Annotated in this window: 11 protein-coding genes; 5 read left to right on the top strand and 6 right to left on the bottom strand. The window is 70.2% G+C overall.

The window, feature by feature from the left end:
* Nucleotides 1-4: 4 nt before the first annotated feature.
* The 4 genes from ACWDUZ_RS03615 to ACWDUZ_RS03600 form a co-directional block, all read right to left on the bottom strand.
* Nucleotides 5-931: an ABC transporter permease gene (locus ACWDUZ_RS03615; RefSeq protein ID WP_451630107.1), complete on the bottom strand. Its 927-nt coding sequence runs from the start codon at nt 929-931 to the stop codon at nt 5-7.
* 179 nt (nt 932-1,110) lie between these two features.
* Nucleotides 1,111-2,766 (bottom strand): peptide ABC transporter substrate-binding protein, encoded by a 1,656-nt coding sequence (locus ACWDUZ_RS03610; protein WP_451630106.1) that lies wholly within the window; start codon nt 2,764-2,766, stop codon nt 1,111-1,113.
* Nucleotides 2,767-3,451: 685 nt separating this feature from the next.
* On the bottom strand, nt 3,452-5,368 hold the full coding sequence (gene typA / locus ACWDUZ_RS03605) for a translational GTPase TypA (protein WP_451630105.1): 1,917 nt from the start codon (nt 5,366-5,368) through the stop codon (nt 3,452-3,454).
* A gap of 130 nt (nt 5,369-5,498) precedes the next feature.
* A complete protein-coding gene (locus ACWDUZ_RS03600; protein WP_451630104.1) occupies nt 5,499-7,556 on the bottom strand; it encodes an ABC transporter family substrate-binding protein in 2,058 nt (685 codons plus the stop codon).
* A 366-nt stretch (nt 7,557-7,922) separates the two neighbouring features.
* Between ACWDUZ_RS03600 and ACWDUZ_RS03595 the strand changes: the two genes are divergently transcribed.
* The 4 genes from ACWDUZ_RS03595 to ACWDUZ_RS03580 are packed head-to-tail and all read left to right on the top strand — an operon-like array spanning nt 7,923 to nt 11,843.
* Nucleotides 7,923-8,210: a hypothetical protein gene (locus tag ACWDUZ_RS03595; protein WP_451630103.1), complete on the top strand. Its 288-nt coding sequence runs from the start codon at nt 7,923-7,925 to the stop codon at nt 8,208-8,210.
* An 18-nt stretch (nt 8,211-8,228) separates the two neighbouring features.
* A complete protein-coding gene (locus tag ACWDUZ_RS03590; RefSeq protein WP_451630102.1) occupies nt 8,229-9,077 on the top strand; it encodes a hypothetical protein in 849 nt (282 codons plus the stop codon).
* Between the two features lie 22 nt (nt 9,078-9,099).
* Nucleotides 9,100-11,067, top strand: coding sequence for a fumarate reductase/succinate dehydrogenase flavoprotein subunit (locus ACWDUZ_RS03585; RefSeq protein WP_451630101.1), 1,968 nt, complete (start codon nt 9,100-9,102; stop codon nt 11,065-11,067).
* Nucleotides 11,067-11,843 (top strand): succinate dehydrogenase/fumarate reductase iron-sulfur subunit, encoded by a 777-nt coding sequence (locus tag ACWDUZ_RS03580; protein WP_451630100.1) that lies wholly within the window; start codon nt 11,067-11,069, stop codon nt 11,841-11,843. The genes ACWDUZ_RS03585 and ACWDUZ_RS03580 overlap by 1 nt, the downstream gene beginning before the upstream one ends.
* A 9-nt stretch (nt 11,844-11,852) precedes the next feature.
* On the opposite strand, the gene ACWDUZ_RS03575 is transcribed toward ACWDUZ_RS03580, so the two are convergent.
* Nucleotides 11,853-13,145: a hypothetical protein gene (locus ACWDUZ_RS03575; RefSeq protein WP_451630099.1), complete on the bottom strand. Its 1,293-nt coding sequence runs from the start codon at nt 13,143-13,145 to the stop codon at nt 11,853-11,855.
* A 95-nt stretch (nt 13,146-13,240) separates the two neighbouring features.
* Between ACWDUZ_RS03575 and ACWDUZ_RS03570 the strand changes: the two genes are divergently transcribed.
* The gene (locus ACWDUZ_RS03570) at nt 13,241-15,121 is read left to right on the top strand and encodes a hypothetical protein (protein WP_451630098.1); all 1,881 of its coding nucleotides are present in this window, start codon (nt 13,241-13,243) and stop codon (nt 15,119-15,121) included.
* Between the two features lie 385 nt (nt 15,122-15,506).
* Here the strand turns inward: ACWDUZ_RS03570 and ACWDUZ_RS03565 are convergent, their stop codons facing one another.
* Nucleotides 15,507-16,877 carry an MFS transporter gene (locus tag ACWDUZ_RS03565; RefSeq protein WP_451630097.1) on the bottom strand — a complete coding sequence of 457 codons (1,371 nt, stop codon included), beginning with the start codon at nt 16,875-16,877 and terminating at the stop codon, nt 15,507-15,509.
* Nucleotides 16,878-17,256: the final 379 nt, after the last annotated feature.

Here is a 17,256-nt window from a genome sequence, read left to right as displayed (position 1 = left end):
CGGGTCAGGCAAGGCGGATACGCGGGTCGAGGGCGGCGTACAGCAGGTCGACGATCAGGTTCAGCAGGACGAACACCGCCACACCGATCGTCACCACTCCCACGATGATGGGGTTGTTGTTCTGCTGGATCGCCTGGATCAGCGCGAGACCGATGCCGTTCCAGTTGAAGATCGTCTCCGTGATGATGGCGCCACCGAGCAGCGTGCCGAAGGAGATGCCCAGGTAGGTGATCACCGGGATGACCGAGTTGCGCATGATGTGCCGGGCGAGGACTCTCCGGCGCGAGAGGCCCTTGGCGATGGCCGTCTTGACGTAGTCGGCTCGCAGCACCTCCAGCATGGTGCTGCGCGCGAGCTGGGCCACGAGGGCCGCGTCGATGATGGCGAGGGTGAAGGCGGGCAGCACGATGCCCTTGAGGCTGTCGCCGGCGATGAGCGGGAACCAGTCCAGCTCGATGACGAAGACGCGCTGCATGATCATGCCGAGCACGATCGATGGAACGCCGATCGCCAGGGTCGTGATGAAGGTGGCCGACACGTCCCAGATGGAATATCTGCGCATGGCGGCCAGCACGCCGACCGAGATGCCGATGACGATGTCGATCACGATCGCCGCGACCGCCAGCTTCGCCGTGTTCTCGAGCTTCGGGCCCAGGATCTCGGTGACCGGCCGGCCCTGCGTGTAGTCCGTGCCGAGGTCTCCGGTGACCAGCTTCCCGACGTAGTTGCCGTACTGGACGACCAGCGGCTTGTCGAGCCCGTACTGCTTGTGCAGCTGCTCGATGACGGCGGGGTCGCGCGCCTTGTCGCTGCCCGCGATCTGGCCCACCGGGTCACCGGGGAGCACGAACAGGCAGGCGAACAAAATCATCGTCGCGCCGAGCACGACCACGACCAACTGGCCCAGCCTGCGGACCACATACCTTCCCATGACTGCCTCTCTGCCTCGCTGCCTCTTCCTCAGCAGCTCCCGCCCCGGAATGTGGGGGTGGGGTGGGGGCGGGGCGGCGGATCACACCGCCCCGACGGTCGTCGAGGGTCGTGGTGGCCGAACGACTGCTCGGTCACCACGACCCCCGGTTGCCGGATTCCGCGTCGCGCGGTGACCCGTTACTTCAGGCTGATCTCAGGCAGGTTCGGGTCCTCGTGGAAGTCCATCTTGATGTCGGCGAACTTCTTGGTGTTGGCCAGACGCAGCTGGGTGCGGTTCCACAGCGGGATCAGGGCCATGTCGTCCATGGCGACCTTCTCCGCCTCCTTGTAGATCGCGTTGCGGCCGGCCTCGTCGCTGGTGGCGCGGGCCTTGGCGAGCAGGTCGTCGAACTTCTTGTTGCTGTAACGGCCACGGTTGTCACCGGTGACCTTGCCGTTCTCGTCCTTGTTGATGGACGCGGTGTCCAGCAGCGGGTACAGGAAGTTGTCCGGCGTCGGGTAGTCGGCGCCCCAGGCGAAGCGGTACATGCCCGTCGCGCCCGGCTTCTGCTGGTCGGCGAGCAGCTCGGCGAACGGCTTGCCGGTGGACTTCACCTTGACGCCGAGGACGCTCTCGACCTGCTGCTTGACGGCCTGGACCCACTCCTCGTGGCCGGCGCCGGTGTTGTACGCGATCTGGATCGTGCTGCCGGGCTTGAGGCCGGCCTCCTGCGCGAGCTGCTTGGCCTTGGCCTTGTCCTGCTTGATGCAGGAGGTGCACAGGTCCTTCTGGTACACGTCGGTGAAGACGGGCGGCAGGATCGTCGTCGACTTGGTCTGCATGCCCTGGAAGACGCCCTTGATGATGGCGTCGCGGTCGATCGCGTAGGAGATCGCCTCACGGGCCTTGACGGTCTTGAGCGGACCGTTGTCGGTGATCGGGAGGAGGTAGTTCATCCCGTTCGTGTCCTCGTCGATCCACTCACCCTGCGGCTCGTACTTGGCCTTGGCGGCCGGGAGCTGCGGGGTGGGCATGCGGGCCCAGTCGTACTGGCCCGACTCGAAGCCCTGGTACTCGAGGGTGACGCCGTTGGCGGAGTTGAGGATGTCGATCTGCACCTTGTCCAGGTGGGCCTTCTTCAGGCCGTAGTCGTCGTTGCGGACGAGCGTGATCGACTTGTTGTGCTCCCACTTGCCCTGCATCTTGAACGGGCCGTTGCCGACGGGGGCCTCGTTGTACGCCTTGTTGTGGGCGTCGCCCGCGGCCTTCGGGACGGGGCTGAAGACCGTGTGCGAGGTCTTGATGTAGAACTCGAAGTCCGGGGCGCTCAGCTTGACCTGGATGGTGCTCGGGTCCGGCGCGCTGAGGCCGGACATCGTCTTCGCCTTGCCGGACTGGACGTCGTCGAAGCCCTCGATGCCGGCCATGTGGTAGGCCACGTCGGACGCGGCCGACTTCACCGCGACACGGTTCCAGCCACGGATGAACGCCTCGGCGTCCACCGCCTCACCGTTGGTGAACTTGGTGCCCTTCTTGATGGTGAAGGTCCACGTCTTGCCGTCGGAGCTGACCTTCTTCGAGGTGGCCAGCGCCGGGACGACCTTGCCGTCCGCGGTCGGGTCGTACAGGCCGGTGAAAAGGTTGTCCGTGACCAGGATGCCCTCGGACTCCTGGGCGTTGTACGGGTCGATGGCCACCGGTTCGGTGATGCCCATCCGGAAGGTGCCGCCGTCCTTGCCGGAGCCCTTGCCGCTGCCGCCACCGCCATTGTCGTCGCTGCTTCCGCAGGCAGTCGCAGCCAGGGCTATGACAATTGCACCCGCGACCCACTTGGCGCTACTGGCACCACGCATGGGTTCCTCCTCTGAGTCCTTGTGTTCACCGCAAGAGGGAGCACACGACATTCCACGTACACACAGAACGGGGAAAATCTAGTGCGCCCAACGCTCGTGAGTCGGCGCCTCCTGCAGCGCGTGACTCGTCGACCCGAGCTCTACGCGCCTAACTATCTGCCATTGGCTCACCGACAGACCACAGCCATTTGGTCTCGGTTCGATCACACCTGCCGCCTACTTCTTCCAAAATCCGGACAAAGGGTTTGGTGAAAGATCCCTGCGAAACGGACTTGTTACACAACTATCGGGCAGGCGTGTCCGCATAGCGGACAGGCGGGAGCCGGAAAACAGTTGCGCGAAACGGCGGAGCATGCCTCGACGCCGTGCGGCCTTCTGACACATCGGCCAGACCGGCACGAGGGGTCCGATAAGCCACACATTCCAGCCACCTTAACAACCCGTCACCGTCTGCCGGGACCGGAGTGAGGGACCTGAACGCGTTCATAGGGAAAACCCTCTACGGCCCTGACGACGCCCGGCCGCCTCAGGCCGAAAACGACACGGGGCCCGCCCGGTGGTTCCGGGCAGGCCCCGACGCGTCCGTCACGTTCGTCGGCCACGTCTGTCACACGCGTCACATTCGTCGGCCCACGTCCATGACGTCCGTCATGTCTGTCAGGTCGGTCACAACCGCCGGCTCACCTCAGCCGTGCTTGGCCCTGCTGGCGGCACGGGCACGGTCGCGCTGGTCGAGGACGACCTTGCGGATGCGGACCGCCTCCGGGGTCACCTCGACGCACTCGTCGTCACGGCAGAACTCCAGGGACTGCTCCAGGGAGAGCTTGCGCGGCGGGACGATCGACTCGGCCACGTCGGCCGTCGAGGACCGCATGTTGGTGAGCTTCTTCTCCTTGGTGATGTTGACGTCCATGTCGTCGGAGCGGGAGTTCTCGCCGACGATCATGCCCTCGTACACCTCGGTGCCCGGCTCCACGAAGAGCACGCCGCGCTCCTGGAGGTTGGTCATCGCGAAGGCGGTGACGGCGCCGGACCGGTCGGCGACCAGGGAGCCGTTGTTGCGGGTCGTCAGGGTGCCGAACCAGGGCTCGAAGCCCTCGTGGATGGAGTGGCCGATACCCGTGCCGCGGGTCTGGGTCAGGAACTCGGTACGGAAGCCGATCAGACCGCGGGAGGGGACGACGAACTCCATGCGGACCCAGCCGGAGCCGTGGTTGGACATGTTGTCCATCCGGCCCTTGCGGATGCCCATGAGCTGTGTGACCGCGCCCATGTGCTCCTCGGGCACGTCGATCGTCATCCGCTCGACCGGCTCGTGAACCTTGCCGTCGATCTCCTTGGTGACCACCCGCGGCTTGCCGACGGTCAGCTCGTAGCCCTCGCGGCGCATGGTCTCGACCAGGATGGCCAGCGCGAGCTCACCGCGGCCCTGGACCTCCCAGGCGTCGGGGCGGTCGGTGTCGAGGACGCGGAGGGAGACGTTGCCGATCAGCTCGCGGTCCAGGCGGTCCTTGACCTGGCGGGCGGTGACCTTGCGGTCCTTGACGGCCGCCTTGGCGTCGGCACCCTTGCCGGTGCCGCCACGGCCCACCAGCGGGGAGGTGTTGGTGCCGATGACCATGGAGATCGCGGGCTCGTCGACCGTGATCAGCGGCAGCGCGACCGGGTTCTCCGGGTCGGCCAGGGTCTCGCCGATCATGATGTCGGGGATGCCGGCGACGGCGCAGATGTCACCCGGGCCGGCCTTCTCGGCCGGCTTGCGGGTGAGCGCCTCGGTCATCATCAGCTCGGAGATGCGGACGTTGCTGACGGAGCCGTCGCGCTTGATCCACGCGACCGTCTGGCCCTTGCGCAGTTCGCCCTGCTCCACGCGCAGCAGCGCGATGCGGCCGAGGAAGTTGTCGGCGTCCAGGTTGGTGACGTGCGCCTGGAGCGGGGCGTCCTCCTCGTAGGTGGGGGCCGGGATGTGCTCCAGGATGGTGGAGAAGAAAGGCTCCAGGCTGTCGGAGTCGGCCGGGACCGTGCCGTTCTCCGGCTTGGTCAGGGACGCGATGCCGTCACGGCCGCAGGCGTAGACGATCGGGAACTCGATCTGCTCCTCGTCGGCGTCCAGGTCGAGGAAGAGGTCGTAGGTCTCGTTGACGACCTCGTCGATCCTGGAGTCCGGGCGGTCCGTCTTGTTGATGCACAGGATGACGGGCAGGCGCTGCTGGAGCGCCTTGCGCAGCACGAAGCGGGTCTGCGGCAGCGGGCCCTCGGAGGCGTCCACCAGCAGCACGACGCCGTCGACCATCGACAGACCGCGCTCGACCTCGCCGCCGAAGTCGGCGTGGCCGGGGGTGTCGATGATGTTGATCGTGATGGGGTCCCCGCCGTCCTTGGGGTGGTACTTCACCGCCGTGTTCTTGGCGAGGATCGTGATGCCCTTCTCACGCTCCAGGTCGTTCGAGTCCATCATGCGGTCGTCGACCTGGTCGAGCTGGTGGGCGGCGAAGGCACCGGCCTGCTTCAGCATGCCGTCGACGATGGTGGTCTTGCCGTGGTCGACGTGGGCGACGATGGCGACGTTGCGGATGTCGTGACGCGTAGTGGACGCGGCCATATTGAGGCGTACTCCCGGAGTGTGCGGACGGCTGCGCGTACGTCCTCGGTACGCGCGCCCTGCCGGGCTGAACACGCCACGGCCTCACCCCATGGTACGGGGCCGCTGAAGCAGCGGCCCCGCGAGGACCTCAGGACGACGGGCTGGGCGAGAGCTTCGCCCCCTTCTTCAGGAAGCCCATGTCCTCGTACACCGGTGTCTGGAAACCGAAGGCGCCGACGTTGACGAGGGTGCGGCGGGTGGCGACGAGCTGGGGCCGCTGGTAGAGCGGGATGGAGCCGGCGGTGGCCCAGATCCGGGCGTCGGCCTTGCGGACCAGGTCCTTCTCCTCGCCCTCGTCCAGGGTGGCGATGGCCTGGGCGAAGAGCTGGTCGACCTGGTCGGTGCCGACGCGGGTGTAGTTCTGCTGGACGTTCAGGGAGCCGTCGGCGGCCGGGACGGGCTTGGCGTAGACCGGGCGGGCGTCGGTGGCGGGGTAGGCGGAGCTGGGCCAGGAGTACAGGGCGAGGTCGTACTGTCCGGCGGCGATGTGATCGCGGAAGTAGCTGTCGTCGGGGACCTTGGTGATCTCGGTGGCGATGCCGACCGCGCCGAGCATGGTCGTGATCCGGTCGGCGACCTTGCTCAGGGTGTCGGAGCCGGGGCCCGAGGGCAGCACGAAGCGCAGCGTGAGCGGCTTGCCGTTCTTGGCGACCCGCGGCGCGGCCGCGGCGCCGGCGGGCGCGGCCGTGCCCCTGGGGGCGTAGGCGCCGGCGGCTCCCTGCTGCGGGTGTTCCTGCGGGTACTGCCGGCCGTCCTGGGCGAGCTGCGGGGTGCCGCGACCGTCCGCGCCGCGGGCCTTCTCCTTGTCCTCCCGGTCCTGCTTGTCCTGCGCGTCGTCCGGCTTGTGGTCGTCGACGCCGACGATGTACGTGCTGTCGTCGCCCTTGTCGTCGCCGGGGGACTTGCCCGGCCCGGGTGCGGCCTTCTCGCCCTCGGCGCCGGCGGCCTTCTCCCCCTTCTTCTGTTCCTTCGCGGCGCCGGGCACCCAGCCCGCGTCCGCGAGCAGTGCCTTGGCCTGCTCGGTGTCCTGCCCGCCGAGCGCGTCGCTGTTGTCGGCGTAGTCCTCCTGCCCGGACAGCGCGAGGTGGCTGCCGACCGGAACCGCGGGCAGGCTGAGCGGCTTCAGGACGGTCTCGGCGAGTTTCTCGCGGTCGAGGGCGTGGGCCACCGCGTGCCGGACCCGCTCGTCGGCGAGGGGCCCGTCGGCGCCGTTGAGGGCGAGCTGGGTGAAGGCGGGCGCCAGGGACTTGCGCACCACGACGGCCTGCTGCTGTTTCAGGGTGGTGCCCAGGGCGTCGCCGGGGTCGATGTCGGCCACGTCCACGGTGCCGTCGGCGAGCGCGGCGGCCCGCTTGTCGCGGGGCACCTCGTGCAGCACGATCTCGTTCAGTTTGGCCCGGTGGCCCCACCAGCGCGGGTTGCGGGTGAGGACGACGTCCTTGTTCTTGGTGTCGATCTTCTGTACGGCGAACGGGCCCGCGCTGACCTTGAGCTGCTTTCGGGCGCCGTCGTTGAAGGAGTTCGCGGTGGCGGTGACGTCCTTGGGGTACAGCGGGGAGAACAGCGACCTCCAGTCCGCGTAGGGGCGGGCGAAGGTGACCCTGACCTCCAGGTCGTTGGCGCCGCGCTCGACCTTCTCGATCCGGTCGTAGCCGGCGTTGCGGGCGGTCCAGTAGGCGGAGTCCTTGCCGGACAGGGCGCGCCACTGGGCGGCGAAGTCGTCGGCGCCGATCTCGCGGCCGTCGCTCCAGACCGCCCGCTGGTTCAGCTTGTAGACGACGACCTGTTTGGGTTCGGTGTCGACCACCTTGGCGGAGTCGAGGTAGTCGGCGTCGCGCTGGGGGCGCCCGTTCGCGTCGATGCGGAACATGGCGGGCAGCACGGCCTGGGCGATCCGGGTGGTGCTCGCGTCGGCGTCGGCCTGGAAGGTGTTCAGGGTCTGCGGCATCGCGTCCACGGCCCAGCGCAGGGTGCCGCCGTCGGCGACCTGGGCGCGGCCGACGGCCGCGATGTCCTGCTTGGCCAGCGGCTTGCTGTCCTCGTCGTCGGAGCCGCAGCCGGCCAGCAGGGGCACCGCGAGGACGCCTGCGGTCAGGAAGGCCACCGAGCGCGTCACCGCGCGCGGCCCGACACCGTCGTACGACATCTGTACTACCTCCGGTGAGCCGCTCCCGCCGTGGACACGGGTGGCGACACGGTAGGGACATATGCAGGGATTGTTCACATATGGCTGTATTTTGGTGCTGATCAGATCTATGGCCCCACTGAAGAGGAAAGGGTTCGTCTGCCGGAGGCGACACGACGGCGGAGGCCTTCAAGGTCACCCGTGCGGAGCAGCGCGCCTCCGGCGCGCATACAGCGCGTGCGGGTGCGCGGGTTGGCGTGCGCAGGGATGTGCGATCCGCCAATCGCTGCACATGCCTTCCCACCGACAGGTGTGACGCGCAACACTCGCAGGCGCATGAACGTTGCCGCCTAGGGCTCGACAGCCCAATGGAAGTGAGGTCACGTCATGTCCGTGCACGACGACCTGGCGTCGGTCCAGCGCAGTCTCGACGAACTGCTGCGGTCGGTGGGCCGGCTGGAGCAGCACCTGCGCGGCTCCCTGGAGATGCGCCGCGTCCGCACCGACGCCGATCACCTGCGGGAGAGCGTCGCCCTGCTGCGCGAGGCCTCCCAGGGTCCCGCCACGGCCGAGCGCCGCCCCCTCGTCACCATCCCCGACACGCCCTACGACATGTCCCTGTGGACGGACTCGGACGACGAGGGACTCGGCGCCCGCGACCGCCACGCCCCCTGACCCGACCGGAGTCCTTACGTGGCCACTGGTACGGAACCTCCCGGTACCGACACCCCTCCCCCGACCCGACCGGCCGGCGGCGGCGTCCGCGCCCCGGCGCGCGCCGCGATCACCGCGCCGCACCTGCGGACCGACCGCTGGTGGCTGGCGCCCGCCGTCACCGCGGCCGGCCTGTTCGCCTTCGTCGTGTACTCGACATGGCGGGCCTTCGCCAACGCCCACTACTACGCGGCCCCGTACGTCTCGCCGTTCTACTCGCCCTGCCTGGCGGAGAACTGCCGGACCATGCGCATGGGCCCGAACGCCGACCTCTTCGGCAGCTGGTGGGCGATCTCTCCGGCGATCATCATCCTGATCTTCCCGCTGGGCTTCCGCCTGACCTGCTACTACTACCGCAAGGCGTACTACCGCAGCTTCTGGGCGTCCCCGCCGGCCTGCGCGGTCGCCGAACCGCACCGGAAGTACACCGGTGAGACGCGCTTCCCGCTGATCCTCCAGAACGTCCACCGGTACTTCTTCTACGCGGCGCTGCTGGTGGCAGGCGTGCTGACCTACGACACCGTGCTGGCCTTCCGGGACGAGCAGTACCGCTGGGGCCACATGGGCCTGGGCACGGTCGTCTTCCTGGTCAACATCGCGCTGATCTGGGCGTACACGATCTCCTGCCACTCCTGCCGGCACATCGTCGGCGGCAAGCTCAAACACTTCTCGAAGCATCCCGTGCGTTACCGGGCCTGGCAGTTCGTCGGCCGGCTCAACGCCCGGCACATGCTGCTGGCCTGGGCGTCGCTGGTGAGCGTGGCGCTCGCCGACTTCTACGTCTATCTGGTCGCCTCGGGCGCCTTCGACGATCCGCGCTTCTTCTAGAGACCCAGTGAGGAACTGACTGATGTCCGTGGTCGACCGGCAGGAGTGGGACGTCGTCGTGGTCGGTGCCGGAGGCGCCGGACTGCGCGCCGCCATCGAGGCCCGCGAGCGCGGTGCCCGTACGGCGGTGATCTGCAAGTCGCTGTTCGGCAAGGCGCACACCGTGATGGCCGAGGGCGGCATCGCGGCGGCGATGGGCAACGTCAACGAGCACGACAACTGGCAGGTGCACTTCCGCGACACCATGCGCGGCGGCAAGTTCCTCAACCAGTGGCGCATGGCCGAACTGCACGCCAAGGAAGCGCCGGACCGGGTGTGGGAACTGGAGACCTGGGGCGCGCTGTTCGACCGCACGAAGGACGGGAAGATCTCGCAGCGCAACTTCGGCGGCCACGAGTACCCGCGCCTGGCGCACGTCGGCGACCGCACCGGCCTGGAGCTGATCCGCACGCTCCAGCAGAAGATCGTCTCGCTCCAGCAGGAGGACCACCGGGAGACCGGGGACTACGAGTCCCGGCTGAAGGTCTTCCAGGAGTGCACCGTCACCCGGATCCTCAAGGACGGCGAGCGAAGCGAGATGGGGGTCCCCCCGGCCGAAGGCCGGGGGAGGGTGAGCGGGGTCTTCGCCTACGAACGCGAGACGGGCCGTTTCTTCGTGCTCCAGGCGCCCTCGGTCGTGATCGCGACCGGCGGCATCGGCAAGTCGTTCAAGGTCACGTCGAACTCGTGGGAGTACACCGGCGACGGGCACGCGCTGGCGCTGCTGGCCGGGGCCCCGCTGCTGAACATGGAGTTCGTGCAGTTCCACCCCACCGGCATGATCTGGCCGCCGTCGGTGAAGGGCATCCTCGTCACCGAGTCGGTGCGCGGCGACGGCGGGGTGCTGCGCAACTCCGAGGGCAAGCGGTTCATGTTCGACTACGTCCCCGACGTCTTCAAGGAGAAGTACGCCGAGACGGAGGACGAGGCCGACCGCTGGTACGAGGACCCCGACCACAACCGGCGCCCGCCGGAACTGCTCCCCCGCGACGAGGTGGCCCGCGCCATCAACGCGGAGGTGAAGGAGGGCCGCGGCTCCCCGCACGGCGGGGTGTTCCTGGACGTCTCCACCCGCATGCCGGCCGAGGTCGTGCGCCGCCGGCTGCCGTCCATGTACCACCAGTTCAAGGAGCTGGCCGACGTCGACATCACGGCGGAGCCGATGGAGGTCGGGCCGACCTGCCACTACGTGATGGGCGGCATCGCGGTCGACTCCGACACGGCGGCGGCGCGCGGGGTGCCGGGCCTGTTCGCGGCGGGCGAGGTGGCCGGCGGCATGCACGGCTCCAACCGCCTCGGCGGCAACTCGCTCTCGGACCTGCTGGTCTTCGGCCGCCGGGCGGGCTGGCACGCGGCCGAGTACGCGCAGGGGCTGGCCCAGGACCGGCCGTCCGTGGCCGACACCCAGGTCGACCTGGCGGCGGCCGAGGCGCTGCGGCCGTTCTCCGCGGAGGCGGAGGACGTGACCGGCCCGCCGGAGAACCCGTACACCCTCCACCAGGAACTCCAGCAGACCATGAACGACCTGGTCGGCATCATCCGCCGCGAGGGCGAGATGGAGCAGGCCCTGAAGAAACTCGCCGAGCTGCGGGTACGGGCCCGCCGGGCCGGGGTGGAGGGGCACCGGCAGTTCAACCCCGGCTGGCACCTGGCCCTCGACCTGCGCAACATGCTGCTGGTCAGCGAGTGCGTGGCACGGGCCGCACTGGAGCGCGCCGAGTCGCGCGGCGGCCACACCCGCGAGGACCATCCGTCGATGGACCGCGCCTGGCGGCGGATCAACCTGCTGTGCCGGCTCAGTGACCCGACCGGCTCCCTGGCGGCGACGGACCCCGTCCGCGGCCAGATCTCCCTCGCGTCCGAGACCACCGAACCCGTCCGCCCCGACCTGCTCGCCCTCTTCGAGAAGGAGGAGCTGGTCAAGTACCTCGCCGAAGAGGAGCTGTACTGATGAGCAGCTACGAGGCCCGCTTCAAGGTGTGGCGGGGCGACGCGCGGGGCGGCGGCCTCGAGGACTTCACGGTCGAGGTCAACGACGGCGAGGTGGTGCTCGACATCATCCACCGCCTCCAGGCCACCCAGGTGCCCGACCTAGCGGTGCGCTGGAACTGCAAGGCCGGCAAGTGCGGTTCCTGCTCGGCGGAGATCAACGGCCGCCCGCGGCTGATGTGCATGACCCGGATGTCGGTCTTCACCCGTGAGGAGACGATCACCGTCACTCCGCTGCGGACCTTCCCGGTGACGCGGGACCTGGTGACCGACGTCGGCTTCAACTACACCAAGGCGCGCGAGGTGCCCGCCTTCGTGCCGCCCGCCGGTGTCGGTCCGGGCGAGTACCGCATGATGCAGGAGGACGTGGACCGCTCGCAGGAGTTCCGCAAGTGCATCGAGTGCTTCCTGTGCCAGGACGTCTGCCATGTGGTGCGCGACCACGAGGAGAACAAGGAGGCGTACGCCGGTCCGCGCTTCCTGATGCGGATCGCCGAGCTCGACATGCATCCGCTGGACGCGGCGGCCGAGACGGGCCTGGACCGCAAGCGCACGGCCCAGGACGACCACGGCCTCGGCTACTGCAACATCACCAAGTGCTGCACCGAGGTGTGCCCCGAAGGCATCAAGATCACCGACAACGCCCTCATCCCGCTGAAGGAACGCACGGTGGACCGCAAGTACGACCCGCTGGTGTGGCTGGGCTCGAAGATCGGAAGGCGGTCGTCGCCGGCGTAGCCACCGTGCTCACGGACGGACCCAGCCCTCGCGGTACGCGGTCCAGTCGTCCTCCGTGGCGGCGAAGTCGACGTACAGGGCGACGCCGAAGCGTTCGCGGTCCGGGTCCGTGCGCGACAGCCCGAGGCGGACGCCCCGGACGGCGGCCGGGACGGTCTCGGCGTGCGCCCAGTGGCCGAAGCGGTTCTCGTGGTAGAAGGGCAGGCCCATCAGCAGGTCGGTGGTGGGCGGGGTGACCTCGAGGGCGAGCGAGGTCTGCTGGGCGACATAGCCGCCGTACAGGCTCTGCAGCGGCTGCATGGTGTCGTACGACATCACGGCGATCTGGTCGACGCGGCGGGCGACCTCACCGAAGTAGGCCTGCGACCACCACTTGGGGTGGTTGGTGAGCGTGCCCCAGACGGAGTGGAACGCCGGGAGCGGGTCGATCTGGTGGGCGGCGACGGACAGCTTCGCGTGCCGGGCGCGGGTGACGGCGCGCAGATCGTCGAGGAGGCCGAGGTAGTTCCGGTCGCCGGAGTGCAGCGGCTCCAGGTCGAAGTGGACGCCGTCGAAACCGGCGGCCAGGATCGCACGGGTCGAGGTGATCACCGCGGCACGCGTCCGCGCCCGCTCCAGCCGCATGCCGTCCGGGGTTTCGGTGGCCAGCACGTCCCCCAGCCAGGCCTGCACCCGCACGCCGGGCAGCGCGCGATGGACGGCGCCGATCAGCCGGCCCGCGTTGCGGTAGGCAGAGGGCGGCAGCGTGCCGTCGTGCTCCAGCGGGCCGGCGTGCACGTACAGGTCCCGGATGCCGGTCCCGCGCAACCGCTCGGCGAGCGCCGCCACATCGGCGTCCTTCTTCCGCCCGTCCACCCAGGCGTGCCCCAGCCAGATCGCGTCCTGCCCCCTGGTGTGCGCCCCGTCGGCCGGATCCCCCATGTAGTTCACCCGTAGGGCCGTCTCGGCGGCGAGCAGGGGAAGGAGCAGGGCGAGCACCAGGACGAGGGCGCCACGGCGGAACCGGCGCAGGCGACGGCGGGCGGGGGTTTCCGCCTTCTTGCCGGGTCGCGGCTGCTGGTCCAGGTCGCTTCGCGGCTGCTGGTCATCGCCGGATCCCGGCCGGGGCTCGGCGCCGGTTGCCGACTGCGGGCCGCCGGTTCCAGGCTGCGGCCCGGCGCCGGTCTCCTGCTTCGTGCGCGGCTCCACGTCGGCCGCGTCCGTCACCACGTCGGCCTTGTCCGTCTCCACCTCGGCGGTGTTCTGCTCCGTCTTCTCCGTGTCCGGCTCGGCAGTCGGTCCTCTGTCGGTGGCGTGTTCCATGCCTGTGTCCCCTCCCGCGTCACGCTGTCTCGGCCGCCCCACCGGTGACGCAGCCCCGCTCGCGTGCCCGTGCGTGCGGTCATACGCTCCCAAATGTGACGTCACCCCAGCTCCGCGCGGTCCCGCCCCGGCGCGCGGCCGCGCGCCGGCCCGGGCGGGTGGCGCGCGCCGTGCTGGGCGGCGCCGCGGGAGCCGTGTGGCTGGTGCTTCCGGTGACGACGATCAACGGTGGTGGCGCGGTTGCGCTCCCCCGGGCCGGTCCCGTGGCCGCCACCCCCGCACCACGGCAGGACGAGTCGTCGACCTCCGACCTCGTCCTGCCGCTCGTCGCCGTGGGGACGGCCGTCGTGCTCGCCGGATACGGCTATGTACGGCGCACCCGGCGGGCCAGGACCCGTACGACGCCCGGCGGTGGTGCGGGCGGCGGGCCGGCCCCGCCGCCCGGCCCGTCGCCGGCCGTCGCGCTGGAGGAGCGGGCCCGCGAGGCGCTCGTTCTGGCCGACGACTGCGTGCTCACCTCCCACGAGGAACTCGGCTTCGCCGAGGACCGGTTCGGTGCGGCGGCCGTCGCCCCGTTCGCCCGGGCCGTACGGGCCGCGGAGGCGGAGTTGGCGGCCGCCTTCGCAATGCGCCGGCGCTACCACCACGGTCTCCCGGCGGACGCCGCGGGCCGGCGGCAGGCGTTGGCCGGAATGATCGGGCGCTGCGAGGAGGCGGGCCGGCTGCTGGACGCGGCGGCCGACGGCTTCGTCGAGCTGCGCGGCCTTCGGCAGGACGCGGCTGAGGCGCTGGAGGTCGCGGAGGCGCGGTTCCGGAAGCTGACCAGGCGCACGGCCGCGGCCGGAACGGCGCTCGCCGCGCTCGGCGAGCGGTACGGTCCGCAGGCCGTCGCATCCGTCACGGGATACGTCGAACAGGCCAAGGACCGGCTGGTGTTCGCCACGTCCCGGCTCAACCGTGCGCGTCAGGCAGGCGACTTGGGCTCCCCGACGGACGCCGTCGCGCATCTGCGAGGCGCCGAGGGGGCCGTCGCCCAGGCCGGGGTGCTCGTCGGGGCCGTGGAGCGGCTCGCCACGGAACTGTCGTCCGCCGCCCGCCTCGTACCGGCGGCGCTGACGGGCGCGGAGGCCCACCTCACACGGTTCCGGCCCGGCACCGAGGCCGGCGCCGACCGGTTGGGCGGGGGTACGGGCCGCACGACGGTGACGGCACCGGCGCCGGAGGCGGCGCCCGGGAAGCCGGTGGCCGTCGGCCCGCCCGGCACCGTGTGGGACCCGGGTGCCGCCGGAAGTCCTGCCTCCGCCGGGCCGGCCGGTGCCGCGGTGCCGCCGGCCTCCGACAGGGCTCCGGCCGTCGTGCCGGGGGACGCCGGCGGTGCGGGTGCGGGGGTGTACGAGGCGCCGCGGACGCCGACGGCACCGGGGGTCTCGGCGGGGGCCTCCGAGGTGGTTCCCGTCGACCTTCCCGTCGGGGAGTTGCGGGCCCGGCTCGGGAACGCCGACCGGGTGCTGGCCGGTGTGCGGGAGGAGCTGGTCGCGGGGCCGTACGATCCGCTGGACGCCCTGCGGCGGATCGTCCGGGCGGTCGCGCCGGTGCCGGTGGGCGGCGGGCGGCCCGGGGTGCTCTCGGCCGCCGCACGGCTCGTGGCGCGCAGCGCCACCGCGGGCGCCGCGGACTTCGTCGTCACGCACCGGGCCGCCGTCGGGGTCGCCGCCCGCACCCACCTCGCGGAGGCGCGGCGCCTCCTGGACTTGCATCCCGAGGCCGCCGACTCACTGGCCCGGCGCGCCCGTGACCTCGCCGAGCAGGACGTCCGTACGCACGGCAACCCGTATCCCGAAGCGGACCGCCCCATGCCCGGCGTCGTGGGAGCCATGCTCGGCGGACTCCTGCAGCCCACGCTCTCCCCGCCCGGCATCCCGTTCGACTTCGGCGGCCCCGGCACGCGGACGCGGCACGCCGCCACTTTCTCCTGACGTTCCGTGACGTCACTCGTCCGGTGACGCGACGTGACGCGCGTCGGTCCGGCCGGACAGAGCGGAGCGCGCGCCAGACGGGGGATGGTCCGCAGTCGAGCGCGCCTGTCGGCTGCCGGTACTGGCGCCACGGCCGGAATGCCGAAGCAGGCGGCGGCGACCGCGGTGGGACCGTGGGGGCGACGGCGAGGGCGGAATCCACGGCGAACACGTCACTCAGGCAAGGACTTCGACAACGATCGTCCGAGGGGACACCGAGGAGGAGCTCACCCACGCTCGAGCTCGCCCGGGGACCCGCATCGCGGCAACGCCCTCCCGCGCCCTGGCAGTCGCCCGCACCCGACTCCGCTCCCCGATCCGGTCGGATTCGCACGGGAGCTCCTGGTCATCCCGCCTCTGCCGTCCGGGTACGGTGGGCGAAACCCGCACCCACCATGGCGGCCACCCCCACGGCGAGCCCCGTGACAGCCAGGGCGTGCCCCGAATCGACTGGCGGCGCCGGGAAGGTCACCCGGCTGAGGAACAGCGTGCCGGGCAGCGAGATACCCACCACCTGGCCGAGCTGAATGATCGTGATCATGACGCCGCTGGCGTCCGCGGCGTCCGCGGCCTTCACCCCGCTCAGTCCTCGGGTGAACAGCGGACTGTAGGTGCATCCGCAGGCCAGGGCGAGCAGTACCAGCACCAGGAATGCCGCCACCCCCACATCGTGACCGCTGCGCAGGATCAGCCCCGCCGCGACATAGGTGAGTCCGATGACGACCAGGGCCAGCGTCGGCAGGGGTCGGTGCAGCGTGCGCGGCAGTCGATGCCAGGTGAGGCCGGCGACACCGAAGCCGACGGTGAAGAGGGAGAACAGCCCACTGCGCGTCGCGCTGTAACCCAGCCCCTCCTGCATGTGCAGAGCGAAGGCGAACGTGAAACCGGAGAATGAGGCCCATTGCAGGAAGAGCGCGGCAGCGGCAGGGACCAGCCCCTGGGATCGCAGTACCCGGGTGGGAATCAGCGGACTCCCACCGCCCTTCGCGACCTGCCGTTCCACCTGCACGAAAGCGGCGAGTGCCAGCACGCCGGCGATCAGCGATGCCCAGGTCCAGGCGGGCCAGCCCACCTCGTGGCCGAGCACCAGCGGCACCACGAACAGGCCTATCGCCGCCGCGAGCATCAATAGCCCTCGCATGTCCAGCTCCCGGTCACGGTTGCCCCCCGTGGCCGGGACCAGGCGCCGGCCGGCGATCAGCAGGGCGACGCCGATGGGCACGTTGACCAGGAAGACGGGTCGCCAGCCGCTGCCGGCGATGTCGGCGCTGACCAGCAGCCCGCCGAGCAACTGCCCGAGCACGGTGCCCGCCGCGATCACGGCGGTGTACATGCTCAGCGCCCGCGCTCGGGAAGTGCCGGTGAAGGTCTGCTGGATCAGGGACATCACCTGCGGCACCATGACAGCCGCGCTGAGGCCCTGTGCCATCCGGAAGCCGATGAGGCTACCGGTGTCCGGCGCGAGACCACAGGCCAGCGAGAACAAGGTGAATCCGGCCAGTCCGAGCTGGAAGGCCCGGCCATAGCCATGCCGCTGCCCCAAGCGGGCGCCCGTGATCAGGAGAACCGCGTAGGCAACGACATATCCAGCGACCACCATCTGCAGTCCGGCACCCGAGGCGTGCAGGTCCCTCTGGATGGTCGCTGTCGCCACGTTCACGATGGTCACGTCGAGCGAAGCCATGAACTCGCCGGCCAGAATCACGGCGAGCAACAAGCCGGGCCTCGCCGGTGGCGAGCCGAAGACGCCCGAGCGCGGTCGGCCGGAAAGGGCGGGAGCGAGGACCTGAGCACCTGACATGGGTCCGGCTTGCGTGTTCTTTGACGGACGAAGTCCGAGTTTCACTGAAGTCTCCGATGAATCTGTGCTTTTGAAGGCGGTCACCGGACCCGGGCGGAGCCTCGGATACGAGAGAAGTGCCGGAGTCGTGCGCAGGTAGTAGGCGTCGGCCCCAGTGCGACCGGCACACCGGTCAGGCGCGCGACGATCAGCAGAGGGTGAGCAGCCATCACGGCCCTTCCGGCCGGATCCTTGCCGCCGGTGCCTCGCTCGCCGGAGCTCGCCTGCGCCGGCACAGCAGGCGTGGCAGCCACTC

Source organism: Streptomyces sp. NPDC003393, assembly GCF_053589015.1.
The sequence above is the reverse complement of the archived record's forward strand: the minus strand, read 5'-3'. Positions and strand labels throughout refer to the sequence as shown.